Source organism: Sphaerothrix gracilis Ecp01 (assembly GCF_030405905.1).
In the GTDB taxonomy this organism is placed as follows: Bacteria; Cyanobacteriota; Cyanobacteriia; order Phormidesmidales; family Phormidesmidaceae; genus Sphaerothrix; species Sphaerothrix gracilis.
Map to the genome: position 1 here is coordinate 125,102 of NZ_JASATW010000003.1, position 25,266 is coordinate 150,367.

General features: G+C 49.2%; 22 protein-coding genes. 12 read left to right on the forward strand and 10 right to left on the reverse strand.

Annotated features, from left to right (window positions below):
- Nucleotides 1–63 precede the first annotated feature (63 nt).
- From QJQ48_RS04095 to QJQ48_RS04130, 8 genes are all read left to right on the forward strand, one after another.
- The gene (locus tag QJQ48_RS04095) at nucleotides 64–1,332 is read left to right on the forward strand and encodes a glycosyltransferase (RefSeq protein WP_346289926.1); all 1,269 of its coding nucleotides are present in this window, start codon (nucleotides 64–66) and stop codon (nucleotides 1,330–1,332) included.
- 17 nt (nucleotides 1,333–1,349) lie between these two features.
- Nucleotides 1,350–2,396 carry a glycosyltransferase family 2 protein gene (locus QJQ48_RS04100; RefSeq protein ID WP_346289927.1) on the forward strand — a complete coding sequence of 349 codons (1,047 nt, stop codon included), beginning with the start codon at nucleotides 1,350–1,352 and terminating at the stop codon, nucleotides 2,394–2,396.
- A 3-nt stretch (nucleotides 2,397–2,399) separates the two neighbouring features.
- The gene (locus QJQ48_RS04105; RefSeq protein ID WP_346289928.1) at nucleotides 2,400–3,866 is read left to right on the forward strand and encodes a lipopolysaccharide biosynthesis protein; all 1,467 of its coding nucleotides are present in this window, start codon (nucleotides 2,400–2,402) and stop codon (nucleotides 3,864–3,866) included.
- 103 nt (nucleotides 3,867–3,969) lie between these two features.
- Nucleotides 3,970–4,848, forward strand: a complete 879-nt coding sequence (locus tag QJQ48_RS04110; RefSeq protein ID WP_346289929.1) for a glycosyltransferase family 2 protein — start codon at nucleotides 3,970–3,972, stop codon at nucleotides 4,846–4,848.
- Between the two features lie 64 nt (nucleotides 4,849–4,912).
- Nucleotides 4,913–6,520, forward strand: coding sequence for a glycosyltransferase family 39 protein (locus QJQ48_RS04115; protein WP_346289930.1), 1,608 nt, complete (start codon nucleotides 4,913–4,915; stop codon nucleotides 6,518–6,520).
- An 88-nt stretch (nucleotides 6,521–6,608) separates the two neighbouring features.
- Entirely contained in the window at nucleotides 6,609–6,995 is a 387-nt protein-coding gene (locus QJQ48_RS04120) for a hypothetical protein (RefSeq protein ID WP_346289931.1), read from the forward strand.
- A gap of 6 nt (nucleotides 6,996–7,001) precedes the next feature.
- A complete protein-coding gene (locus QJQ48_RS04125) occupies nucleotides 7,002–7,919 on the forward strand; it encodes a glycosyltransferase (RefSeq protein ID WP_346289932.1) in 918 nt (305 codons plus the stop codon).
- 53 nt (nucleotides 7,920–7,972) lie between these two features.
- Nucleotides 7,973–9,190 carry a hypothetical protein gene (locus tag QJQ48_RS04130; protein WP_346289933.1) on the forward strand — a complete coding sequence of 406 codons (1,218 nt, stop codon included), beginning with the start codon at nucleotides 7,973–7,975 and terminating at the stop codon, nucleotides 9,188–9,190.
- Between the two features lie 185 nt (nucleotides 9,191–9,375).
- Here the strand turns inward: QJQ48_RS04130 and QJQ48_RS04135 are convergent, their stop codons facing one another.
- Nucleotides 9,376–10,500, reverse strand: a complete 1,125-nt coding sequence (locus QJQ48_RS04135) for a Vgb family protein (protein ID WP_346289934.1) — start codon at nucleotides 10,498–10,500, stop codon at nucleotides 9,376–9,378.
- Between the two features lie 204 nt (nucleotides 10,501–10,704).
- Between QJQ48_RS04135 and QJQ48_RS04140 the strand changes: the two genes are divergently transcribed.
- On the forward strand, nucleotides 10,705–12,150 hold the full coding sequence (locus QJQ48_RS04140) for a RecQ family ATP-dependent DNA helicase (RefSeq protein WP_346289935.1): 1,446 nt from the start codon (nucleotides 10,705–10,707) through the stop codon (nucleotides 12,148–12,150).
- A gap of 432 nt (nucleotides 12,151–12,582) precedes the next feature.
- Here QJQ48_RS04140 and QJQ48_RS04145 read toward each other — a convergent pair whose 3' ends face one another.
- The 3 genes from QJQ48_RS04145 to QJQ48_RS04155 form a co-directional block, all read right to left on the reverse strand.
- Nucleotides 12,583–13,143, reverse strand: coding sequence for a hypothetical protein (locus tag QJQ48_RS04145; RefSeq protein ID WP_346289936.1), 561 nt, complete (start codon nucleotides 13,141–13,143; stop codon nucleotides 12,583–12,585).
- A 308-nt stretch (nucleotides 13,144–13,451) separates the two neighbouring features.
- Nucleotides 13,452–15,377 carry an ABC-F family ATP-binding cassette domain-containing protein gene (locus QJQ48_RS04150; RefSeq protein ID WP_346289937.1) on the reverse strand — a complete coding sequence of 642 codons (1,926 nt, stop codon included), beginning with the start codon at nucleotides 15,375–15,377 and terminating at the stop codon, nucleotides 13,452–13,454.
- Between the two features lie 81 nt (nucleotides 15,378–15,458).
- Nucleotides 15,459–15,770 carry an RNA-binding regulator gene (locus QJQ48_RS04155; RefSeq protein WP_346289938.1) on the reverse strand — a complete coding sequence of 104 codons (312 nt, stop codon included), beginning with the start codon at nucleotides 15,768–15,770 and terminating at the stop codon, nucleotides 15,459–15,461.
- 311 nt (nucleotides 15,771–16,081) lie between these two features.
- On the opposite strand from QJQ48_RS04155, the gene QJQ48_RS04160 reads away from it, so the two are divergent.
- Nucleotides 16,082–16,366: a hypothetical protein gene (locus tag QJQ48_RS04160; RefSeq protein ID WP_346289939.1), complete on the forward strand. Its 285-nt coding sequence runs from the start codon at nucleotides 16,082–16,084 to the stop codon at nucleotides 16,364–16,366.
- A 538-nt stretch (nucleotides 16,367–16,904) separates the two neighbouring features.
- Here the strand turns inward: QJQ48_RS04160 and QJQ48_RS04165 are convergent.
- The 5 genes from QJQ48_RS04165 to QJQ48_RS04185 form a co-directional block, all read right to left on the reverse strand.
- Nucleotides 16,905–17,426 (reverse strand): hypothetical protein, encoded by a 522-nt coding sequence (locus QJQ48_RS04165; protein ID WP_346289940.1) that lies wholly within the window; start codon nucleotides 17,424–17,426, stop codon nucleotides 16,905–16,907.
- Between the two features lie 1,048 nt (nucleotides 17,427–18,474).
- Complete coding sequence (locus QJQ48_RS04170; protein WP_346289941.1) at nucleotides 18,475–19,566, reverse strand: hypothetical protein; 1,092 nt, start codon at nucleotides 19,564–19,566, stop codon at nucleotides 18,475–18,477.
- Nucleotides 19,566–20,063, reverse strand: coding sequence for a hypothetical protein (locus tag QJQ48_RS04175; RefSeq protein ID WP_346289942.1), 498 nt, complete (start codon nucleotides 20,061–20,063; stop codon nucleotides 19,566–19,568). Before QJQ48_RS04175 ends, QJQ48_RS04170 begins: the two co-directional genes overlap by 1 nt.
- Nucleotides 20,060–20,239 (reverse strand): hypothetical protein, encoded by a 180-nt coding sequence (locus QJQ48_RS04180; protein WP_346289943.1) that lies wholly within the window; start codon nucleotides 20,237–20,239, stop codon nucleotides 20,060–20,062. Before QJQ48_RS04180 ends, QJQ48_RS04175 begins: the two co-directional genes overlap by 4 nt.
- Before the next feature lie 152 nt (nucleotides 20,240–20,391).
- Entirely contained in the window at nucleotides 20,392–20,994 is a 603-nt protein-coding gene (locus QJQ48_RS04185) for a hypothetical protein (protein ID WP_346289944.1), read from the reverse strand.
- Between the two features lie 258 nt (nucleotides 20,995–21,252).
- Here QJQ48_RS04185 and QJQ48_RS04190 point away from each other — a divergent pair, with 258 nt between their 5' ends.
- Nucleotides 21,253–21,567 carry a hypothetical protein gene (locus QJQ48_RS04190; RefSeq protein WP_346289945.1) on the forward strand — a complete coding sequence of 105 codons (315 nt, stop codon included), beginning with the start codon at nucleotides 21,253–21,255 and terminating at the stop codon, nucleotides 21,565–21,567.
- A 1-nt stretch (nucleotide 21,568) separates the two neighbouring features.
- Nucleotides 21,569–23,446, forward strand: a complete 1,878-nt coding sequence (locus tag QJQ48_RS04195) for a hypothetical protein (RefSeq protein ID WP_346289946.1) — start codon at nucleotides 21,569–21,571, stop codon at nucleotides 23,444–23,446.
- Nucleotides 23,447–24,257: 811 nt separating this feature from the next.
- On the opposite strand, the gene QJQ48_RS04200 is transcribed toward QJQ48_RS04195, so the two are convergent.
- Nucleotides 24,258–25,241: a site-specific integrase gene (locus QJQ48_RS04200; RefSeq protein ID WP_346289947.1), complete on the reverse strand. Its 984-nt coding sequence runs from the start codon at nucleotides 25,239–25,241 to the stop codon at nucleotides 24,258–24,260.
- Nucleotides 25,242–25,266 lie beyond the last annotated feature (25 nt).

Consider the following 25,266-nt stretch of genomic DNA (forward strand, 5'->3'; position numbering starts at 1 on the left):
CGGGGCAAAGACTGAGCTAGCCGTACATTCAGATATTCTGCAGCGCAAGTTCCGGAGAAGAGTGTGAAGATAGCATTTATCGTTGGGGAGTTTCCTGTTCTATCTGAAACGTTCATTTTAAATCAGATTACAGGACTGATTGATCGAGGTCATAGCGTTGACATTTATGCAGATGCTGCGGGTGACTGGAGCAAACTGCATGGCGATGTCATTGACTACGACCTGCGTAGTCGAACCCATTATTTTCCGGCAGTTCCTGTCAATCTGCTTGAGCGCGTGATTGAGGGAATTGGCATTGCTGCCTCTCATTTTTTGCAGTCGCCTACCGATACCTGGCGATCGCTTAACTTTCTCAAGCGCGGTGAGCCTGCTGTTTCGCTTTGGCTTCTCTACAGCCTAATTCCCAACTTTAAAAAACGCTACGACATCATTCACTGCCAGTTTGGCACCTCTTGCTTTCGCGCTATGGCTTTCCAAGCCATGAATGCGCCTAGCGCTAAACTGCTCACCATGTTTCGGGGGCAGGATATTAGCCGGTTTATTCAGCTTAAAGGCCCCCACGTTTACGATCGCCTGTTTCAGGTTGGAGATTACTTTTTAGCTAACTGCAAATTTTTTCAGCAGCGAGCCGTTGAGTTGGGCTGTCCGCCAGACAAAATTCGCGTCCACGGATCGGGACTGGACTGCAGCCGCTTTCCCTTTCAAGCGCGATCTTTTCCTCTCGCCGGGCCGGTGCGGATCGCCACGGTCGGTCGGCTAGTAGACAAAAAAGGAATTGAATACGCGATTCGAGCGATCGCCCAGTGCCACCAAACCTACCGCAACATTGAATACTGGATCATAGGCGAAGGCCCACTAAGAAGCTCGCTTGAGCAGCTAATTGAGTCGCTGGGGATGAGCCAGACTATCAAGCTGCTGGGGCGAAAATCTCAGGCTGAACTGATTGCTTTGCTCAAAGAGGTTCACCTTTTTGTCGCGCCGAGCATCACGGCAGCCGATGGCGATCAGGATGCTCCTGTCAACGTGTTGAAAGAAGCGATGGCGATGGGGCTGCCCGTGGTGAGTACCCTGCACGGCGGCATCCCGGAACTGGTGGAAGAAGGAATTTCAGGCTTCTTGGTGCCAGAGCGAGATGCCGCCGCGATCGCTCAAAAGCTGCTGTATCTGATTGAGCATGCCGAAGCTTGGCCGCAAATGGGACAGGCCGGACGCGCCTTTGTGGAAAAGCATTACAGCTTAACTCGCCTCAACGACCAGCTTGTGGAGCTTTATCAGCAGCTACTAATTTCAACTCCCCCTGCGTCTAAGCCAGTCTTACAGACCACTTTTTAGTTCATTTTGGAGGATTTATGAGTTTAGCGACGACCGAAACTGCAGCTTCAGCCGCTGCTACGCCCAAGGCTCACGAGCCTATTGTCACTCTGGTGGTGGTGCCGCGAGAGCGCTTTAGCTGCGCCCGTCAGTCTTTGGAGAGTATTTATGCCCATACCCAAATACCCTTCAAACTGGTTTACGTAGACGGCAACTCCCCTAGTTCTTTACGGCACTACCTGCAGCAGCAGTCACAGCAGCACGGCTTCCAAATCGTCAGCACTGACTACTATTTGTACCCCAACCAGGCCCGTAACCTGGGCCTAAAGCAGGTCACTACGCCCTATCTAGTCTTTATTGACAACGACGTGATTGTCTCGCCCGGCTGGCTAGAAGCGCTGCTGAACTGTGCTCAAGAAACGGAGGCCGCCATTGTGGGGCCGCTGATGTGCCAATATGAACCGATTCATCAGGAAGTCCATTTTGCTGGCGGCGAGGCTCATGTCTGGACCGATAAAACCGGACGTCGCCGCGTCCGCGAAAAAATGTACGACCAGGGCAAAACCGTAGAGGCGATTCGTCATCGACTCAAGCGATCGCCCACAGAACTGGCAGAATTTCACTGCGTTCTAGTCCGCCGCTCTGTTTTTGATCAGCTGGGTCAGCTAGATGAAACCATGCTAAATACCAAAGAGCACCTAGATTTCTGCATGAGCGTACGCGAAACCGGCGAAACGGTCTATTTTGAACCTGACTCATTGGTCACATACCTGCCCGGTGCGCCTCAAGACTGGTCCGATGTGCACTACTATATGCTGCGCTGGAGCGATGCCTGGACGCTATCGAGCCTGCACCGCTTCCGCGATAAGTGGCAACTGGCAGAAGATGGCTACTTCAAAAACAAGTATAAAAAGCTGGGCTGGCGGCGCTATATGTCGCTGATTGAGCCTTTGGCCCGTCGTCTGACCTTTAACGTCGGCAGCAGTTTTGTCGCTAGAGCGATCGCCAAGCTAGAACATGGCCTCAATCGCTATTTGACCTATCAGCATCAAAGAAGCCAAAAGCGTTTGGACCCTCCGGCCTAGGATATGAAAGACTTTCGGCAAAAGGTCTTACAGGGTGTTCTGTGGACAACTCTCCAAAATTGGGGGGGACAGCTAGGCTCTCTGTCAGTCTTTTTTGTCTTGGCGCGGCTATTAGAGCCTGAAGATTTTGGCTTAGTGGCCTTAGCCAATGTCTTTCTGGCGTTTGTCCAAGTGTTTTTAGATCAGGGTTTTCCCAAAGCTCTGATTCAGCATCAGCAGCTTGAGCCTCAGCACGCTCACACAGCTTTCTGGACAAATATTGTCTGCGGCTCGGTGCTGACGGGCCTCTGTATTCTGTTAGCGCCTTTTGTTGCGAGCCGGTTTGACGAAGCCCAGCTAACCCCCATTCTGCGCTGCTTTTCGCTGCTGTTGCTGATCGGCTCTTTTACAGGTGTGCAAGAAGCGCTATTAGAGCGTCAGTTTAAATTTAAGTTTGTCGCTTTGCGATCGCTGCTGGGTTTACTGATTAGCGGTATTTTGGGCATTAGCGCCGCTCTCTTAGGATGGGGCGTCTGGAGTTTAGTTGTTCAGCAACTGGTTTACGAATTAGTCGGTGCCATTGTGCTTTGGCGAGCCAGTAGCTGGCGGCCCAAACTACAGTTTTCCTGGCGGCACTTTAAAGAGCTTTTCAGCTTCGGCATTAATATTTTAGCTTTCAATTTTTTGGGATTTATTAATACCCGCTCAGATGACCTGCTCATCGGCTATTTTTTAGGGCCAACAGCCTTAGGCTACTACAGCGTCGCCTACCGCATTTTACAGATTATGGTTCAGCTCCTGATCGATACGTTCAATCGGGTAGCGCTGCCAACTTTTTCACGCCTAGCCTCGGACTTATCTGTTTTTCGTAAGGCTTTTTATCAGGCAACTCAGCTAACCAGCACAGTTTCTTTTCCCTGTTTTCTGGCAGTTGCGATTTTAGCCCCAGAAATTTTGTCTTTACTGTTTGGTGAACAGTGGCTGCCTTCAGCGCCTGTTTTACAGTTCCTGGCTTTAGCTGGCATCTTTCGCACTGTTTCCCGCTTCAAAGGAGCTATCTTCATGGCAATGGGCAAACCTTCATGGCGAGTATGGATTGGCCTAATGAGTTCAATCTTAAACCTCAGCTTGTTCGCTCTGGCTGTGCGCTGGGGAGTTGCTGCTGTCGGCTTGGCTTACCTAGTTCGTACAGCCATCATGTTTCCCATCGAGCAAAGCGCTGTTGGCCGGTTGATTAAAGCGCCGATGCAAGATTACTTACGTCAGCTTTTAGCTCCTTTGGCTAGCGCCATATTGATGGCAGTAGCTATTTTCATCGCTCAGCAGACTATTAACTTAACAGCCTTTCCCGTAGCACAGCTTATAGTACTAATTGCGATTGGCTCAGTGACCTACCTAGTGTTACTAAAGCTATTGGCCCCCAAGCTATTCAAGCAGTTGCTGGATACGGCACTCTCGCTCTTGCCCAAACCCAACTACAAAAACATTTAATAATTCTTAGAACAGAAACTTTCTTAAACAAAACGCTTATTTTCTCTAAAAGATAGATATTAATTCAGAAAGTCATTACCGGACCAGTTTGGCATTTACCTCAATGAATGAACCTCTGCTGAGTATTATTATTCCAACTCACAATCGACCTCATCTGCTAGAAAAAGCTATTCAAAGCGCATTGCAGCAAACGCTGGAGTCGATTGAGATTATTGTGGTTGATGATGCCTCAACGCCGCCTAGCCAGGTCATTAGCCATCCCAAGCTAAAAATAATTCATCTCTCGTCCAGTCAGGGTGGGGCTGCTGCCCGCAATATAGGCACTGAGGCCGCTCAGGGGCGCTGGGTTACATACTTAGATGACGACGATCAGCTTTTACCGCACATGGCCGAAGTTTCTTTAGCGGCGCTGGCCCAGTCCGATTTGCCTTCTCCGGTAGCTGTCATTTCAGGCATTGAAGTTATTGACGAAAAGGGGCGGTGTCAGCATAAACGAGTCCCGCCGCCGCAGCGGCCCAAAGGCTGCTATTTTTTCTTAGAGGACATAGAGCCAGAATATTCCTACAACACCAAACAAACCTTGGTCGTTGAACGGAACTTGATTCAGGCTATTGGCGGTTGGGACGAAAATTTTCGTTCGCGAGTTCACTCAGAGCTATTTCTGCGGCTAAATCCTGCCTGCTCGATTGTAGGTATTCCTGACATCACCTACCGCCTGCTACGAACCCAGCATGAACCGCGAATCTCTAAAAACAAAAGCTTAAGGCAGGAGAGTTTTCAGCGTTTAATTCAAAAATATAAAAATGCGTTCCGATCAAGGCGCAAGATGTATGCTGATTTTGTCTATGATCATGCTCAACTTTCCTATCGCTTGGGTCAAAAGGTAGCTGCTTTTTCCAGCTTGTTTCGCGCTTTCTATATTCATCCGGGAGTCGCCTTTAATCGGCTGATGAGTTCGTTCAAATATTTAATTCAGTCTTGACTTGAAGAACAGTTGATAGATTTTGGGCTGAGCCATTGTGAAAAAAATTAGTTTGCCAAGTAAAATGCCGAAGCTAAAGCAAGTTGATGCTGCTTTAAGTTTTGACTATTGGCTCTACAGTCTTTTGGCAATCGGTTGCTTGCTGCGACTGCACCAGTATTTACTCGATCGATCGCTCTGGATTGACGAAGCTTTTTTAGCGCTCAATATCACTGAAAGAACTTACAGCGAGTTATTTCAGCCGCTGACTTACAACCAGGCTACTCCCGTTGGCTTTTTAGTGGTTGAAAAGTTTTTGACTCAGATATTTAATAACGGCGAATATGCTTTAAGGCTGCTTCCTTTTTTGTCTAGTCTACTGGCGCTCTTTTTATTTTTCAAGCTGGCTAGAATACTTTTTCATCGCCGTTCTTTAGCAATTCCAATAGCTTTGGGCTTGTTTGTGCTTTGCGATCGCCTAATTTACTATTCAGCCGAAGTTAAGCAGTATTCTACCGATGTTGCCATTGCCGTGCTGATTTGTTTGCTAGCTTTTCGCCTAAAATCTGAGCGGCTTTCCTGGACAACTACCGCTGGCTTTGCCGTGGTGGCAGCGCTATCGGTCTGGATCTCTCATCCCTCTGTATTTATTCTGGCCGGGACGGGGCTTTGTCTAATGGTGCCTGCCATCCTAGAGCGATCGCGTCAGCTAATCAAATACGCAGTTGCTTACGGTTTTGGCGCTGTCAGCTTTATCCTGTTTTACCAGATTTCTCTGAAGGGCTTGGTAAGCAACTCTCAGCTTCAGGAATCTTGGGGCGGCAGCCACAATGCGTTTATGCCTCTACCTCCCACCAGTTTGACGGAGCTAAAGTGGTTTTTTGATACCTTTTTCACCTTTTTTGACTACCCGGTGGGGATTGCTCTGCAGGGTATTGCTGCGCTTTATTTTTTACTGGGCTGTGTCGTTTTATTTAAGACTCGTAGATTTACTTTTTCAATGCTCGTGCTGCCTTTAGCGTTAGTGCTGTTGGCCTCTGGGTTACAGAAATATCCTTTCAAGGGACAGCTTTTGCTGTTTATTGTTCCGTTCGTCTTACTAATTATTGGCGCAGGTGGCGAAGAAATTTTCAACAAAATTCGCTCAGGCTCACAGCTAATCGCGCTGCTGTTAGTGCTGTTGCTTTTTAGCCATCCGCTTTACTACGCCGCCCTCAATTTAAAGGATCCTAGCTCACCGCCCAGATTTGAGTATCAGCGCGTTCGAGAAGACATCAAACCCGTTTTAGGTTACCTGCAGGATCACTGGCAAAAGGGCGATACGCTCTACCTATATTATGCTGCTCAGTATGCTTTTCGTTATTACGCCGAACGATACGGCTTTGATATCAAGCTACCACCGCCGTCAGCGACCTACCAGGGAGACTGGTTTGAGCCGGCGCTGGTTTCAGATCCCCCTCACCTGATTGTCGGCTCGGTAACGCGCTACGAACCGGACGCTTTTGAGCCAGATCTGCGACAAATTAGCCAGTACCGCCGGGTCTGGACGCTTTTTGCCCACGTCCATGATCGCCGCTCCTCTATTGATGAGGAGACAGTCCTCTTAAGGTTGCTGGCTCAGGTCGGTCAGCAGGTAGACGAATTTCAGCGCTTAGAAGCTTCTGTTTATCTGTTTGAAATGGATGAAAGATAGGAGCAAGCTGGGAGTATGAAAAGGCTCCAAACCAGGCAACAAATCCCACAGCTATCTGGGCGCTTCGCACCTTAGCCAGTTTAACCTAATGACTGCTTTAATCTTGTTTTTATTACTCAGGAAAGGGATTTATTTCTATCAGCAGATAGATTCCTGGCTCTTGCTGGGAGTGAGCGCTATTGTCGCTCGGCTTTGGGCTTATTATTTAGTCTATGACGACATGCTCATTCTGTTACCTATTGTTGTCCTGTTGGGGCTGCAAAAACAGGGACTGCCGGATTTAACGGCTCAGTCTTACAACGAATTACTGCCTGCGATCGCGATTTTGATCAACCTTCTCCCTACTAGCCTGAGACTGGTCCCTGCACCGCCTGACCCAATTTTCAACGTCGGCGTTACCCTAAGCTGGATCCTGATGCCGAGCTGGTTAGCCTTACAAGCAGCCCGGCAGAGGCGACAGCAAATACTTGTTTAAAGCTCTATGTCATTATTTGCTATGGAATCCGCCCAAAAACTTGTCTTCTCCATCATTATTCCTACCTACAATCGTCCCCGTCAGATTGTGGCCTGTTTGGAATGTCTAACCCGGCTGGACTATCCGCGCGATCGCTTTGAGGTGATTGTGGTGGATGACGGCAGCGATGTGCCGCTAACTGACGCGGTGAAACCGTTTAAGGACAGACTTAACCTCGTTTTTATCCGCCAGGCCAATGCAGGGCCAGCCGCCGCCCGCAACCAGGCGGCCCACAAGGCTCAGGGGCGCTATCTTGCTTTTACGGACGATGACTGTCAGCCTGCAACTGACTGGCTTCAGGCACTAGCAGCCTGTTTTGAAAAAAAGCCGATTTGCATTGTGGGGGGACGGACGGTGAACGCCTTGCCTGACAATCCTTTTTCCATGACCAGCCAAAACATTATCAGTATGGGCTACGACCACTACAACTCAGATCGAGAGCAGGCTCGTTTCTTTGCTTCTAACAACATGGTGGTGCCAAAGCAGCAGTTTTTAGAAATGGGCGGCTTTGATGAAAGTTTTACAACATCAGAGGATCGTGAACTCTGCGATCGCTGGATTCATAAAGGCTACACGATGACGTATGCTCCAGAAGTGATCATTTACCATGCCCATCCTATGACCCTAAAAAGCTTCTGGAAGCAGCACTTTAACTACGGTCGCGGCGCTTTTCGCTTCCACCAAACTCGCGCAGAGAAAGGCTGGGGCAACTTTGAGATTGAAGGCGGCTACTACATTAGCCTCTTGCAGTATCCGTTTACCCACGGTCAGACCCGGCATGGGCTAGCGTTGACTGCTGTTTTGCTGGTGTCTCAGGTGGCGAATGCGGCTGGTTTCTTTTGGGAAATGACTCAGCAGCGGACTGTTAAAACTTCAAGAGCCTAGCTGACTGTCAATACCGTTTTAAGTGAATTTTTGCCAACGAGTTACGGTAGGTCATGAAATATTTTCCCTCTGAAATTTTTGCCGAAATGAGCCGCTCCAGCAAGCTCAAGTTCGGCTTTATTTTCGCGATCGCCCTCATTTATACCGCTTTGTTCGTCGGGTTACAGAGTCTTCAGGCTCCAGTTTGGTGGGACGAGCGCACTTTTTGGCTAACCACTCAGCGGTATTTTAGTGATAGTCTTTTACCCAGTTTAGAAACGCTGAAATCTTATCCGGAGTTAAACACGCCTCTCCCCTTCATTATTTATGGCGCTCTAGAATATTTGTTTCAGGGCGGGCTTTTTGCCGGGCGGTTACTGAATTTTTGCCTATCTATCATCATTGTTGTGTGTATCGGCTGGCCTCGGCGGCCCCACCGCTGGGTATCTATTTTGTCCGCTGTGGGGCTTTTGCTATTTCCCTACTATCTATGGCTAAGTGGCCGATTCTATACGGATATTATTGCTACTTTCTTTGTTTTCTGGGGCTTCTTTTTTTATTTTCGCAGCGCTCATTTCTGGAGCGGCGTGATGTTCATTTTAGGAATTGCCTCGCGGCAGTATATGCTGGCTTTTCCTTTGGCTGTGGGTACCTATGAGTTTGTTACAGCGATTAGAAAGCGCGAGCCGCTTAATTTTCGTATCTTGATGCCGCTGGTAGCGGCAGCGACTATAGTTGGCTGGTTTATTTTGTTTGGCGGTATTGCGCCCTCTAGAAGTTTAGAAGCTCGTTTGGTGCCAGATGTTCAGCTATCGCTGTTTTCGCTACAGCCGGGGGGGGCGCTCTACTTCTTATCTTTTATTGGACTGTACTTTGTTATTCCTGAATTTTTTCTATTTTACCGACGCCTACCGTTACAGCAGTTTCAATCACGCAAACTGTTTTACAGCGCGATCGCGGCTGCCTTACTGATCTTTTTTATTGTCTTTCCGCCTGCTCTAGAAGCCAGCGGTAATCTGATAAAAGTGGCTGAATTGCTGCCCCTAGATATTCTTAAATACGCCCTGTTTTATCTATTAGCGCTGCTAGCCTGTTGGCGCTTTGCTAAACTCAATCTGGCTAGCTGGGCCATTATTTTCAACTGCCTCATCATGATGAAAGCCTGGCAGTGGGATCGCTACGCGCTACCGCTGATTGTTATCCTCTGGTACATGAAGTCAATTGAGCAGCTCGATCCCTCGCCGCAATTCTCCGAACAGCTAACTACCGCTACAGAAAGCCCCGAAACCTAGCGTTTTAATAGCTTAGGGCGATCCTTTCAAAAGGCTGTTTCCCAGCCTGCCGGACACATGCCTCAGCTTCTTCGCTCGCTGGCACTTCAAACGCGACTAGCTTGTCCCTCTCGTTACTCACTGCTTCAAGATCTTCCTCAAACTAACCTGAGACGTATGGCGATCGCTCTCCCTGCCGTGAATGATTAAGCTATGCGCCGCAGCCTCAATCCTAGCGCCGCCAGTGGTAGCAGGCTCAGCGCTAATCCCGGTTCCGGCACGGGCGGCAAGTCTGCATAGGTTACCCCAATTGGCCGAATCAAGTTTGGATTAGTTGGCACAAAAATCGGACCAGAATTTCCTGCTGAGGGCAGCGGCTCACCCGTCGCGCCGTCGTAGCGCAGGATTGCGCCTAAGTTAGCTTGGCTAAAATCAAAGCCTGTCGAAAAGAGGGCACCGTCGGGAGTAAAAGCTAAACTGCCAATGAAATTATTGCTGGGGGATGTCCCTGTGTAGTTAGTTGAGATCGCTTGCAGTAGGTTGCCTGTTTCTAAGTCATAAACGCGCAGGCCATTAGCAAAGTCGCTGGTAAACAGGTTGCCATCTGGTCCAATTGCCAGTCCCAAAAAGCTGACGAAGCCAAAGCTATCAGGGGTCGGTATTGGCTGATCGGCAAAGACGGTAGAGGCTCCGGTCGCAATATCAAATTTTAAAATTTGGCTGGGCAGGCTAAAGCTAAAATCCGGCTGACCGTTGACTGCTACGCTGCCCTGGGTGGTTACGAGCAGGCTGCCATCTGGTAAAAACAGTAAGTCATTAGGCCCATTAAGCCCCCCTGGTAGGCCATTTCCGGTAGCAAAGACGTCAATAAACGCCCCGGTGACGCCATCAAAACGCAATATTTCGTCGGAGAGAAAGCTGGCGACGTAGAGATTACCATCTGGTCCAAAAGCATTGCCATAGGGACGATTCAGCGTCGGACTGGTAGCGAATATGTCAATGAACTCTCCGGTGAGGCCATTGAAGCGCAAAATGGCAGAGGGTTCTACTGCAGGCGTAGCCCCATCATTGCCGCTGCTGACATAGAGGTTGCCGTCTGGCCCAAAGGTGAGATCATCAGGGGAAACTAAGCCGCCGCTGCCAGTAGAAATAAATTCTCCTAGAAAATCACCTGTCTGTTCATCGAAGCGAAGGATGTTGTAGCCGCGTCCATCATCGGTCAGAGCAGTATTACCGACTAAAATGGCCGCACTGGCCTCAGTGGCTAGGCTGAATCCTGCAAACATGCCCAAAACTGTCAGCGATCGCAATATTCCCCAACGGCTTGTCATCATTTTGCTGCCACTTGATACATTAGCCGTACTGTAGAGATCCGGGGAGCGTCGCCCTGTATTTACACTGACACTTTACGTAATTTTCACAGATTGCTGCCAGCGTAGAGGGCTTGATGAGTATGGCTAGCCCCTGCCCGACAACGCCTGGGGAGCCTCTTTTACTTTTGGGCATTTTGAGGCTGAAGGATTTGAGGGGGCAGCATGGTAGCTTCAGCGCAGGTCAGTGAATGGCAGCAGGTTCAGGCGGCTTTTGCAAAAATTTGGGGCTATTCCCAGTTTCGTCCGCCTCAGGGAGAAATTGTTGCAGCCTTGCTGCATCAGCAAGATGCGCTGGTCATCATGCCAACGGGTGGCGGCAAGTCTGTCTGCTTTCAACTGCCTGCCTTATTGCAGACCGGGCTAACGCTGGTAATCTCGCCCCTAGTAGCGCTGATGGAAAATCAGGTGACGGAACTGCGACAGCGATCGCTTCCGGCTGCTGCCCTTCATGGTGAACTCTCTTCCTATCAGCGACGTCAAATTTTGAATTCTCTAGAGCGCCTACGACTGCTCTACCTTTCCCCCGAAACCCTGCTCAGCCCCGCAGTTTGGCCGCGACTCTGCCAGCCAGGTTTGAAAATTAACGGCCTGATTTTGGACGAAGCTCACTGTCTAGTCCAGTGGGGCGACACGTTTCGTCCGGCCTACCGGCGGCTGGGAGCAGTCCGCCCAGCACTCCTACAGCACAAACCGCCCGGTACTCAAATAGCGATCGCCGCTTTCACCGCCACCGCTGATCCCACTGCTCAGCGCACTCTCCAGGAGGTCTTGCAGCTAGAGCAGCCCAAGGTCGTCCGCCTCAGTCCCTATCGCTCTAATTTGCATCTTTCAGTTCAGTCAGTTTGGACACCTAGAGGCCGACGCCAAGCTTTGAAAACTTATCTTCAAAAGCGATCGCGGCAGGCAGGTTTAGTTTACGTGCGCACTCGGCGCGACAGCGAGGAACTGGCCGACTGGCTGCGGCAGGTGGGCTATGCGACTCAGGCGTATCATGCTGGCCTCAGCCCCCGCGATCGCCGCCAAATTGAGGCGGACTGGATTGGCGATCGCCTCCAGTTTGTGGTCTGTACCAATGCCTTTGGCATGGGGATCAATAAGCCGAATGTGCGCTGGGTGGTGCATTTTCACGCCCCCTGTTTGCTGTCGGAATATATTCAAGAAGTGGGGCGAGCTGGACGAGATGGCAAACCGGCAACGGCGCTGACGCTGGTGAGTGAGCCGACGGGCTGGCTGGATCCTTCAGACAAGCAGCGATCGCAGTTTTTTGCGGCTCAGGCCCAAAAGCTACAGCAAAAGGCGCAAAGGCTGAGCCAGCAGATTCCACCAGAAGGTTCGCTAGAGAAAATCACCGAGCAATTTAAGGATGGAGCGATCGCGCTGTCTTATCTGCACAGTTTAGGGCGTTTGGACTGGGTGGATCCGTTTCACTATCGGCTGCGATCGGGGCGATTGGTTAATAATCAGAACGACTCAGGCCATGCGCAAATGCACCAGTATCTCCACAGTCGCGGCTGTCGCTGGCAGCTTTTGCTCGCGGCGTTTGGCTTTCGGGGCGAGGCGGAGCGAATGGGGCAGTGTGGGCACTGCGATCGGTGTTTGAAGCGGTAAGAGATAAAACGCGACTCACATGCAGAAAGAGTTTCTGCATTCAGCAAAATTCTCGTATTTGAGCGATCGCGTCAACCGAGCTAAATTTGCTCTACCCGCGATCGCGTTGTCCGCAGGACAGTCCTGTGGATTTTGTTGAGACTGTCCTGCGGATTGTCCTCAGGACATGCTACAGTATAGAGGAAAGATTGAAGGGCTGAGAGAGCGGTGCCTCCACTGGTGGGTAGAACTCTCCCTGGCGGACAAAAGCCAGAACAGCTAACAGTCCGTCACCTAAAAGTTAGGTGATGCCAGTGCTAACACCAACATCACCCGCAAAAGAAAAACCGATCTCAAAAGAGATACTCAAACACTGAATATGCAAACAGACCAGCATGGGGGTGCTGGTCTTTTCATTTTAAAGGATGATGGCAGTTTTAGGCTATACCCCAGCTATCGCTGCTTAGAAACCCGCCAGGCTCCCTCTCGCCCCGAACGAAAGCCAGCGCGGGTGAACATAAACCCGGCATCAAAGAACTGATTACCGTAGCTCTCTACTTCAGCCGGATCGAGCTGCAATAATCGAGCCACGTCAGAAGTGCGGATTTTCCAACCGTTTTTGGCAGCATCTTCCAAATCCCTGTAGCAGTCCATTGGATTCTCGGTTGATGCCGCGCCAAAACGGGATGCAAACTCTGCCATCATCTGAGCCATGAAGTTCATCATGTCGTTTGGCGGCATTGTGGACAGTCCTGAGGACGTGTTCGTTGGGATATCAGCGCCCGGCTGTGGTCCTCGCATTTCTAAAAATTCGGCCATCGAGCCGCCGCCTTTGATAAAGTCATCCACCTCATCAAGGAGCGCAATTTGCTGAGCGTTGACATAGGCCCGATTGCCAATTTTGATCGTATCGATGCCTAAGTCCTTAATTCGTTTATAAACGGCGCTTCTCGCTAGCTGATAGCGCTCTGACAGCTCATTGACAGGTATTCTATCGATCTCGCCATTTGCCATCCGTTACCTCCTCCAGACTGTCCTGAGGATAGTCTCCTCACCCCCTATATTCTATGTCCTCCGGACAGTCCGCAGGATATTCTTTCGTAAAGTTGACTGCAATAAACACTCCCTATGGCTATCCTCCAGATAGTTCAGCAATAGTCTTGCTAGATAATCCTGAGGACATTCCTCCCGTAGGGTGGGCAAAGCAAAGCGTGTCCACTAAAGCCAAAGAATGAACACATCCTTAAGACAGTCCTGAGGACGCTTTTGGGTACTAGCTCGCTGAACTGCAGCCATATCGCAAATGCTGACTATAACCTAAGCTAAGCCCCAATCTCAGCCAGTTCTAACCAGCGCTCGGTGGCGCGATCGATCTCGGTGTTGAGATGGGCCAAACGCTCAGTCATTGTTTGGAGCTGGCTGTAGCCATCGGGCGGCTCTCGGTAAAGTGTCTTTTCCAAATCGGCTTTTTCTGCTTCCCATTCTGGAATTTGAGTTTCGAGCTGCTCTAGCTCCCGCTTCTCTTTGTAGGAAAGTTTGCGAGCGCGGTTGGGAGATGGCGGAGATGAAGCGGATGGAGAAGCGTTTTGGGTTTTAGCAGGTGCGGTGGGAGAGGCGATCGCGGCTTCAGCCTGGCGCTGCTTATAGTCTAAGTACAGAGAGTAGTTGCCGGGATACTGGCGGATCAAGCCATCGCCCTCGAAGGCAAACAGCATATTGACGGTGCGATCGAGAAAGTAGCGATCGTGGGAGACGGCGATGACGCAGCCGTTAAAGTTTTCTAGATAGTCTTCCAGAATAGAGAGGGTTTGCACGTCCAAGTCATTGGTCGGCTCATCTAGAATCAGCACGTTGGGCGCAGTCATCAGCACCTGTAGCAAAAACAGGCGTCGCTTTTCACCTCCAGAAAGCTTGTGAATGGGCGCATACTGCTGATTGGGGGCAAACAGAAAGCGCTCTAGCATTTGCGAGGCGCTGATTAGAGAACCATCTGCCGTCGTCACGTAGGCAGCAATGTCTTTGATATAGTCGATGACGCGCTGTTCCTGGTTGACAGCGGCAATGAGATCTTCTGAGTGCTGATCAAAGTAGCCAATGTGAATCGTGCCGCCAATTTCAACTCGGCCCGCATCCGGTTCAGTGCGGCCCGTGATGATGTTCATCAGCGTTGACTTACCTGCGCCGTTGCCACCAATAATGCCAACACGATCGCTGGGGGAAAATTCATAGGTAAAGTCTGAGATTAGAGTGCGATCGCCGTAGGACTTTGACACCCCCTCCAGCTCAATCACCTTTTTGCCAATCCGCCGACCCGCCGTAGCAATCTCGACCTTGCCCTGAGACTGTTTGAACTCGGTTTCCTGCATATCCTGGATGCGATCGATCCGCGCCTTTTGCTTGGTGCTGCGAGCTTTGGGGCCGCGTTTGAGCCATTCCAGCTCGCGCCGCAGCACGTTAGCGTGCTTGCGCTGACGCCCTACCTCAACCGCTTCCGCTTCCGCTTTTTTCTCTAGGTAGTAGGCGTAGTTGCCTTCGTAGGTATAAAAATCGCCGCGATCGATTTCCAGAATCCGGTTGGTGACCTGATCGAGAAAATAGCGATCGTGCGTCACCAGCAAAATCGACCCCTGATGGCCTTGCAAATAAGTTTGCAGCCACTCAACCGACTCGGCATCTAGGTGGTTGGTCGGCTCATCCATCAGCAGTAAATCAGGATTTGACAGAAGCGCTGTTGCCAGGGCAATTCGCTTGCGATAGCCGCCCGAAAGCGTGCCGACTTTAACCTCAAAGTCTTCAATGCCTAGCTTCGTGAGGATAATCTTGGCATTGGTTTCTAAATCCCAGGCGTTGGCGGTTTCCATTGCTTCATTCAGCCGCGCCATCTGATTCATCAGTCGCTCAAGCTCCTCACCCTGAGCCTGAGCTAGCTGATGGGACAAGGTTTCATATTCGCGCACCAGAGACATTTGCTCAGTGCTGTCAGCAAAGACCTGTTCTAAAACAGTTTTGTCATCGTCTAAATCTGGCTGCTGCGGCAGATAGACTACTCTGGCACCGGGATTGACCCAGCGATCGCCGCTGTCAATCGGCTCGCTGCCGGCAATCATCTTCAGCAGCGTGGATTTGCCAGAGCCGTTAGTGCCAATGAGTCCAACTTTTTCGCGATCGCCAATGCTAAAGCTGGCCTCCCGCAGAATCTCTTTAATGCCAAAGTCTTTGTGAACCGATTGAAATGTCAGGATACTCATGTAAACAGATAACTCAACTCAAAAAGGGCAGACGAGACGCCTACCCTTGAATGCGAGCTGCAAAACTATGACGTTAAGCGATTAGTAGCGCCGATTACCGCCGCCCCGATTACCGCCCCAGCCGCCGCCACCGCCGCCGCCACTTCTAGGCTCACGCGGTTTGGCTTTATTAACTTTCAAGTCTCGGCCCATCCATTCCGCCCCGTCTAGCGCATCGATGGCTGCAGCCTCTTCTTCATCGCTACTCATTTCAACGAAAGCAAATCCACGGACACGCCCAGTTTCCCGGTCAGTCGGAATTTGTACTCGCTTAACGGTGCCGTACTCTGAAAAAACCTCAGAAAGATCTTCCTGGGTGGCATCGTACGACAGGTTACCTATGTAAATTGACACTGATTATCTCCAGAACCAAAAGGGTGCAGAGACTTAGATTCGGAGAAACGTTCGAAAAACTCGAAAAACGTAATGTAAACCGAAAATAGTTCCCATCCGTTAAGGTAGCACGAAGTTTATGGGTAAGTGCAAGTTTATCTTCAAACTTATTTGCAAAAGTTGCCAACTCAATATGGCGTCATTGCTGTAGCGGCTATGAGCTAGAGTTTTCTAAGCGTTGAGTGTAATGGAAAAGCTTTAGCACCTCGTCTAATTTAAGTTATGAAGCGGAATGTTACGATCAAAACCGTTTGCCCCATTCCCTCACCCCAATGCTCGATCAAAGCTTACAGTTCCTAACGCCCGAAGAGTCTGCAGAAGTCGATAAGGCTCTGCTCACGTCTCCAGAAAAATTTTTAACCCGGCTAACCCTTTCAACCGCCAAGCTGCTGAAGTACATTGCTGCAGATCTCAAGACTCCGGTTGGTCAGCTCACCAATGCCCAAATCATTAGCTGGTTTGAAAAAGACGCCAAGATTAAACGGGAACAAGGCGTTGATGCTTCAGTGCTCAAGTGGCAGGCTCCCGAAGTTGATCAGCTCTCTGAGCCTGATTAGCCAATCCTCCCTGAGAGAGAAGAGAGATAATAGCCTCTATCCCTTGCAGGTAGAGCGTTACAGGTTTACACGGTCTATTGTAGTGCATACCCTGTGCATTTAGGCTCCTAGAGGCGGTAGGAACGGTTCCTAAGACCGCATCTTCCCATTTGTGTATCTGCATTAGAGACTTAGGCTGAGATAGTAGCGACCGATAGAGCCGTTAAGCCCCTGAGAGCCCTAGTTAACCGTTCGTGACTTGAGGCCCTTTTATGCCCTTTATAGTCCCTGTCTACTTCTGCAATTTCCACGAAACCAGCTATAGGAATACAGCGCTGAATAGTTCCCGATAGGGAAAAATCGCTCACAGCGCCTAGTCGATGGGCAATATAGGCATTCAGCTCATTCTCTAGGTGTTAGGGACGTGTATTGGTTCATTTAATAATTCATTAATTGATAGGGGATACGTGATGTAGAGCAAACCGAAAGGGCTAGAAGTTGCCCTCCAGCCCTTATGCTCAGTCATTTAATGATTTATTAAATGATTAGATATACGCCCCTATCCCCTACCCTTGCTAGACTTCTCCTCAGTTTCCCTGTACCCCCAAACCTCATCCACAATAGCTTGCATACGCTCTCCCATATAATCGACTACTTCATAGTCAATATGGTTTTTTAACTGCTCTAGCGGCTCACTAGACATCGCTGTAAGCATCCTGGTATATCGGCTCATTAGCAGGGTAAACATGCATAGAAGCTGGTCAGCCTCCTTAGCAACCATACGGAAGTGAGGATGCCATGAAGGCAGGGTAGCTAGATTCTTGTTACGCCATTCAACATCAGTGAGAGGAGGAAGTTTAGACGCATCATGGAGCTTTATCCATAACTCATAGGTTTTTTGATGAGAGTCGTCATCCTTTTCGTTCCCAAAATGAATGCTTAACAGATTGACTGCCCTACTCAAAAGCTGTAGCTCCTCCGGAGTAAAATCGATTGCAGATGTCGGTTGCTGCATGTTTGCGGTGGCGTTGTCGTCAATCTGCTTGACTGTTGTTTGCTGCTGGCGGTTAACAAATGCCATGATTAATCATCCTCTTGCTTGGGTGTATCAGGTAAGGGGTAGCTCTGGATGGGTGTTCGTAGCACCTATCTGGAGCGCTTGACCATCTTGAATGTTACATGTCAAGATAAGGACAACCTAGACCACACAGCGTCAAGATGTCAATAGGTGCTTATGCTTATGACAGGAAAAAAGAAGAAACCCGATAAAGAATACTCGCCTAACTGGGGAGGGAACCGTAGAGGTGACAAAGCTGAGCCTAAGACACCTAGGAGAATTACTGACGATGAATGGGACTTAATCCAGAGGCTAAGAGATGGGAAAGGAGACGACAGCTAAAGCTAAGGGTTGAATTCCGTCTAGGCTTACTCGATAGCTTGCAATAATCAGCTATCCTGAAGGGAATTCAATAAAGACTGTTTTTGATTTGATGACTGTCTAAAACCTTTCTAATTAATCTCTAAATTCTATAAATCAATTTTTTACTTCACTCCCCCCTTTAAGGGGAGTATGTTGGGATATAAAAAATTTTTAGTAAGTATATATATAGAAAGAATCTAACTAGCTAGTTAGATTCGCGGGTAATCCACTCAGTCGCCTTTAAGCTTAGGCGTATATTCAATTATTTAATGAATTATTTAATAACATAGAGAGCCTTGATTAAGTAGGGTTAAAGCTGCTCGTTAGGCGCTTATTCCCTTGCCTCAGAAGCTTTGCTAGAACAATGTCACCTACAATCTGAGATAGGGTAGGCGGCAAAAAAGGGGGACGTGCTAAGGCATATCCCCCTTTATTTAATGATTCATTAAATGCTACGAGATAAGCCTGCGAATACACCCCTTGCGATGCATAGACGCTTCTAAGTTGTCTATGCGTTTCCCGTTTTTATCAATCTGCTCAAGTAGTCGGGTGTCTACTTGCTTCAATTCAGTGACGTTAGAGTTCAATGACTTCAGCTCGTAGTTTATCTGCCCTAGGTGACCTGTAACCTTGCTCGTTACAGTGATGACCCATATCAGCCCCCCTGCGATAGTTCCCGTTAGACCTAATACGGCTGTAGCAGTAGTTATCATCTCACTTCCCTAAACTTAGCAAAACACGTCACTAGACCCATATTCGCGGCTGAGCCTACTTTTCTCAGATAGAACCGTAGCTTGCGTCGCCTCTCTGGAGTCACTAGCATTTTCTTTGAGAACTTCACCCTATAGAAGCCTGTACCCGCAGGCAGTATTTTATTGTCGGTAGAGACGGTCAAGAAGTCATCATCATACCTAAGGTAAATCTCTAGTGACCAGTGGTTAGCGGTATCGAAGGACTGCCCTAAAGCGTCTCCTACGATTATCAGTTCATCTAAGTAAATAGCTGTAGATGAGATGGTTGATACGACGTCAATCGCTCTATCTTGATTGAGAGCAGGAGACTCTCCTGAAGTGATAAACACCTGCTTACTCATCCAGAACGTATCGGTAGGGTCAGATACCCAGTGGTTAACGTAGTTCCCCTGAGCATCAATCTCTATCCACTCAGGCTCATTAGCTACCCCTGGGTCTACATCGCTCTCTATCGCTCCCCCTCCTGCTGGGAGGTCACTCAATGCCCATACACCCGCCTGAGATACGAGTATCTTGTTATCCTCGCTGGGAGACAGGTACTTAATAGGTGATATGCCGTTACCTACCAGGATGCTGTTAGTAAGCAGGGAGGTTTTACCTGTGCCCCCCTGAGACACCTCTAAGGTCTGACCTATGGGTACCTGATAGGAAGACTCTTTAACGTAGCCTGTGACGGTTACGTGCTGGTCGCCTGTGAACGTTTCAGGACGCTGCAGCACCAACTTAAGTTGGTAGCCCTCAGTCAGAACGAGGTTGCTACCATTAAATAATTCATTTAATAAGTCGATATACGTGGGGTCAGCTAGTAGCCGGATATCTTTCGCTAGGGTGTATCGAGTCCCTATGTCGTCTACCAGAACCAAGCTAATGGGCTGCAAGCCGCGAATCTTGTGGGAGACGCCTAGCCTCTCTATCTCACCTAACCAGTTCAACCCAGGAGGTAAATCCAAGGCGTCCTGAGTACCCGGTGAGTACAGCGTTACCTCACTTAAACCTAGAACGGGTTCTAGAGACTTCGCTATCTGGATGTATCTGACGAATGGTTCCATTACGGCTGACTCTGCATAGCTGCTAGCTGGGCACGTATCGCCTCGAATTGAGACAGGTATTCATCCTCTACAGCGCCTGTGTACTTCCAGAGAACGAAAGTGAACTTCGGCAACCAAGGTCTAGGGGTAAACCCTAACCTAAGCTCATCCGTTGTAGGCGTAAAAAAGAGGATTTGAGCTGACTGATTCAAATTAACGTTGTGCTTCTGAATGATAGCTACTTCCTGGGTATTCCCAGTGTCAGGAAGCAACGGGTCGTTAAACCAATTTGCTTGACCAACCTGAACGAGCTGTCCAGCGTTGTACCACGTAGTAGGCGCTCCCAGGTAAATACAACTAACCGCTACAACAAAGCTATCGATGGTGAAGGGAATATCGAAAGGGTCTATTAACCTCTGATTCCCGAAACGGCTGTTTAGCCTATCAGGACTCGCTTCAAAAACGTCGGCATAAACCTGCTGCCAACTGTTTAATGACCCTACATCGATAGTTTTCATCTGTTAGGCAGGATGAGATTCTGAGCGCACTTGTCGTAGAAGTCTACGTCGTAAGCCTGGTCATTCAGTACGTCTAGGTAGTCTTCCCAAACATATTCACCTGAAAGCACTTTTCCTAGTACTATCTGGCGCTCAATCATATAGTCAAACTCACGTCTAAGCTCACCCTTCGTCATATTCGGCCTGAAGATAAGCGGTACGGCTAAATGGTTTTTGCAGTCTGTTGGGTCTGGTCTCCCAGTAAGTAGTTCTTTATCAGCAATCATGGCTATCAAGGGGTAAAGAAAAGGGTCATTTAATAATTCAATTAATGACCCTAACTAGGACTCTAGCTATACACAATATAGCTCTCTGACTCCGGCTCAATCCACATGCGACCGTTGTCCCCTAGAGCCTGCTGAATTCCAGCAATCTCACTGATAATCTCAGCGTTATCTCGTAGGGTCTGTGCAGTGAAAGCGCCAGTTTTCTCTGAGATTGGTGCCGTGTAAAACGCTTGAGCGTTTCCATCGGTGGCACCATACGTTTTGGTGTACCGAGAACCCCAGGGAGTAGATACTGCCTGCTTTACCCCACCCTGTACGGCGTGAATCTTGGAAGCGCTAAACTTGGTAACGCCGAAATAATCAGCGAGGTCAACGTATTCCAATCCTAAATTAGTGTTGCCTACTCCTGGCTGAGCGGTAGGTGCTAGCCCCTCGAAAAAATTGACGGCTTTCTGGGAAGCAATGATAGACAGCTTAGCGTGGTCTGGAGTAGCCCCAGTTTTGGTATTAAGTGACCGATAACCGACCCGCGTCATAGGACGGTCATCGACGGTAGCTTTGAAGGTCGCAGCACCTTGATTCTTGGTGTTGTAATACTCCTCACGTGCTTTAGCACGCGCTGCACGGCGTTCAAGAATATAGCTAGGAACACGTCTTCCACCCATTTGATTAAAGCCTCAGATAGTTGATTACAGTTCTAGGTGTAGCACCAAAAAACACCTATTTTCCTAACCGGATTACTGCACTTTTCCAGCAAAGTTTTATATTTTCTCGTTTATCCGCAGGGCTGTAATCTAAATCAATTAATGATTTATTTAATGACTACATATACCCCTGAGTAACTAGATAGAATCCAGCGTTATAGGGAGAACCCTAAAGACTGATAACGACTTATAAATCACCTCACAAAGGACGGATGACCGATGGTAGACCTAAATCAAGCAAATATCCCAGCCTCAATCAACACGGTAGAGAAGCTTTATGTATGGGCTTCAGCTATCCTTACAGAGGTACACGGCGGCGAGACATACGGTGAAATCCCTCCCTCTCCTTCGGATACAGGTATTCGTAAGATTGCGCTGGGTGAGTCCTTCGTAGACGACAGGGGGCAACGTCGTTGGCTATCGCGGGTATCTGTGCCTCTCAGTGCTGAAGCCCTAGCGGGGACGCTTCCCATGTGGGACTATGCTTTGGTTATGAAGTCTGGAGCTGCTCCTGCTAGCTACCTAGAGGTCTAGTATGCCTGTCTCTACTTCCTCCTCATTCATTGAAGCGGCGTCTAGGGTTGACGCCTCACGGATTCTCAGAGACCTCAAGACTGCTCCTAGGCCACCGTTGCCCACTACGAGCGCTGCTACCGGAGCAGCCGCAGGCAAAGCGGCGGGGCTAGGTGTAGCAGCTAAAGGAGCCGCTGTAGTAGCCGCTGCAGGCGCTGGGTTCGCTATAGGTGAAGCCGCCGTAAGACCTGCTCTGGGGATTGAGTATCCCGGTGGCGGTGGTCTAATGGACTACCTAAACAGGGGTAAGGAGGAAGACAGGAACCCAGCTAACACAGGTGTTTTTGAACCTGCTCCTGATATACCGAAAGCACCTTTCACAGGAGGTCAGTCGCCTAACGTAAGGTATAACTTTCAGTTCAGAACCGTGTTCAGCTTTGGGCAGGTAAGCAACTGGGGTAACCTAAGCGGTGATGGGCCTATATCTATCAGATATTTCACCCTATCAGGAGGAAATCCAGGAGCTGCAATCGTAGAAGAGACGGGGCTGATAGGAGAGAGAAACCTAACCTCAAGCTCTACATCGGCAGGGAACTCTCTCAGGATTGAGATACGAAACATGGTTAGGGCTGACGGACAGCCTGACACTGGCGGCAATCCTACCCCTGAGAATGCTCCTATCAATGCTCCTCAGAAAGGCAGGCAGAGCAACGGTTTCCCAGGTCTCTCACCCTACGGAGCATCCTCCCCTACTATCGTTAGACCTCCTCAGAGGACATTACCTGCAGAGTCACCTGTAGAGACGCCTGTGGACTCACCTAGCGCCCCTGGGATTCCTTTCCTTCCTGTACCGGGTAAAGCGAACAGTCCCAACAGTATAGGTAATGTCCCCCAGAGACCTCCTAATAGGGGTAGGAGCTTACCCCCCGATTTAAGCCCTAACTCTGCAGGGGTAAGGAGTCCTAAGCGGCCTGCAGTGCCTACCCAGCAGTTTCAGCCGGAGAAAATTAAAGAGAAGCGCTATGGTGCCCCACCCGATAGCAAGTGCCCCTGCTCTAAAGGGACTAACGCGAAACTGGATGACATCCTGGGGAGGCTGGGTGACAACGGTATCGTCCCTGCGGTAGGAGATGCGGGTATTCTCGCTAAACTGCAACAGATGGATTCATTCGCGAAAAAGGCGTGGGAAACCACAGGCTTACAAAAAGCGGTGAACGTTCTTACCCTTCTATCAGCTCTACACAATGCCTACTATCTCTCACAGGATGTAGCGCTAACCTTCGGGGAGTTTGTGTCCTTAGGGTTAGATGTAGTAGGCATTGAAAAGGAGGATGGTAGCCCTATTGATGTTAATCAAGCTGTAGGGAATGCTATCAGCAACATGCTGAACAATGCGCTAGGAGAACAGCTAGTAACTGACATCTCTAACACTCTCACTAGAGCAAATAGGATTTATCAATCAGGAGCTAACATAATGTGGACGCTCCGAAACATTCAAGACACAACCGCTGATGCTATCGAGATGAGCGCTAACAACACAGGCAAGATAGGTAATGCCCTTAAGCGTTCAGGTGTAGTCGATGCTCTCTCTTATCAGTGGATGTCAGAGAACGTTCAGGTGAGGGACCAATACAGAGCTAAGGTGAATCGCTGGTATGAGGGGATAGAGGGAGTAGAGGACAGGTTTAGCACTCTGTACGGCGTGACCTCCAATGTAAGGGAGATTCAGGAAGAATTCGACTACTTAGGGGACGCTAGAGCAGACTTCGCTCAAAACATAGCTGACGCTATTCCTAAAGAGATTCCTGATAACACACCAATTCAGGATGACTTTAACGACAGTAAGGTAGCTAGTGAGTCTCCTGACTTAACCGACGTAAACACAGAACCCGCTGAGTAATATGCCTCTACCTGATAATTTCAACGGCGTTGAACACTTGCAAGACACGATTAGACGTGTCTATAACAAGGAGGTCAGAGAACATTTCTCAGACGTTCCCGATGATGATATCAACGTAGCTAGGTCATCCCTTAAGCAGGCTTGCTTGCATGAGGATAGAGACAGCCTTATTGTGACTGTGGCTAGGATGCTGCTGTTTGAGATACCACTGCGACACGCTCAAACTCTGCAAGCTCCTATATTTGGGATACCTGTAGACTCATTCGAGTCCAATGTGCGCTACAAACCTCAGATTAAACTCTACTTCCTGGAGGACCCTCAAGATGCTGAAGTAGGCTATTCCCCTATCGAGGGTGAGGTGACTATCAGGCTCAAGAATGAGACCACGAGTACGCTTACCGAGGCGAATCTAGTCACTTACGCTAATCGCGTCAAAACTCACTTCGCTACACCCGCCTATCGGTGGCATAAAGGGAAGTATAAATACACCTATAAGGACTTAAGTGAGGGGTATGACCTCAGAATCTTAGCGTTCAGCAAGGTAGAAGCACAGCAGTTGATTACAGCGGTTCTTCAAATTCAAAACGATACTCCCAATTGGGAGTATTTGACCTCTCATGAGCCTGAACAACCTACCAACAGATACCCTACTATCCCTGGGAATCAGTTAATCCTAGGTAAAAGCAGAAAGAAAAGACGTAGCAGACCCGTAGGATATGTTCGGTTCCGTTACGCCTCTATTCTCATTCATGGTTTACCTAGCCCTAGAACGCTTATAGACCTCTCAGGGACTAGAGCTAACCCCGTAGTCTCAGTCTTTTAGGGAATCTAGCACCCCTGCATAGTGAGCGGCTATCACCGCTGGACTGTTACCCATCTCTCTACCGACTCTAGCTATGTCACCTTTGTACTCGACTAGCTTCCTGCTTATCGCGGTGTGACGAATACAGTAAGGCTTCCTGTACCTTAACCCTGCTTTTTTGAGTAGAGGTTTCCACTTGCTTCGTAACCATTCGCAGGTACCGAAGGAACGTAAGGGGTAGTATTCCTGATTATTTAATGATTCATTTAATGACATGCACATAGCTAGCTTAGCGAGCAGAAAGCCGGGGCATCGCACCATTCTTTTAGTCCCTGTCTTTGTGCACTTGACTACCCCATCCCTACGCATCGACTTGAAGACGGTCACTACTTCACCGTCTATGTCTAGGTCTTCTTTGGTGAGGGCCTGAAGTTCTCCGTTACGAAGTCCTGTAGTTAACCAGAACTCTAGAACGGTACCCGGTACAGGGCTTTTTGTGTCGTAGGCAGCTTCTAGTAGTTTCTTTGTCTCGTGGATTCTAAACGGGTCGGGACTACCTTTAGAGCCTTTAGGTGCCGTTATGTGACCGAAGAGGGTAGGAGCTATTCGTTTTAGTACCGATAGATAGCGCCTTCTACTAGGTTCAGAGGCTTCTATGGTGTCAAAGAATGTCTCAGCACTGCTAGGACTGTTTATGTTCCTGCGGTAAGCCTCCAGCCGTCGTAGCATGGTCTTCTCTACATCGTTTCTAGGAGGTGTAAGCAGCTTGATTAGGTCATCCTTATTCACCCTGTCAGCCTGCTTGAACCACTTGTCGAAGCCTTCAAAGGTGCCTCTGGAGCATTCTCTGTTGGCCTGAGCAGCCACCGATAGCATGTAGGCGTAGTCCTCATCGTTACCTACTTCCCCCCAGGACTTAGAGTAGTCCTCACCGTTAAAAGTTTTTCTCAAGAAGTAGGAACCGCCGCGTGTCTTTACCGACATTTTTCGCATTAGAAGTCGCTCGCTTTCTGTGCGA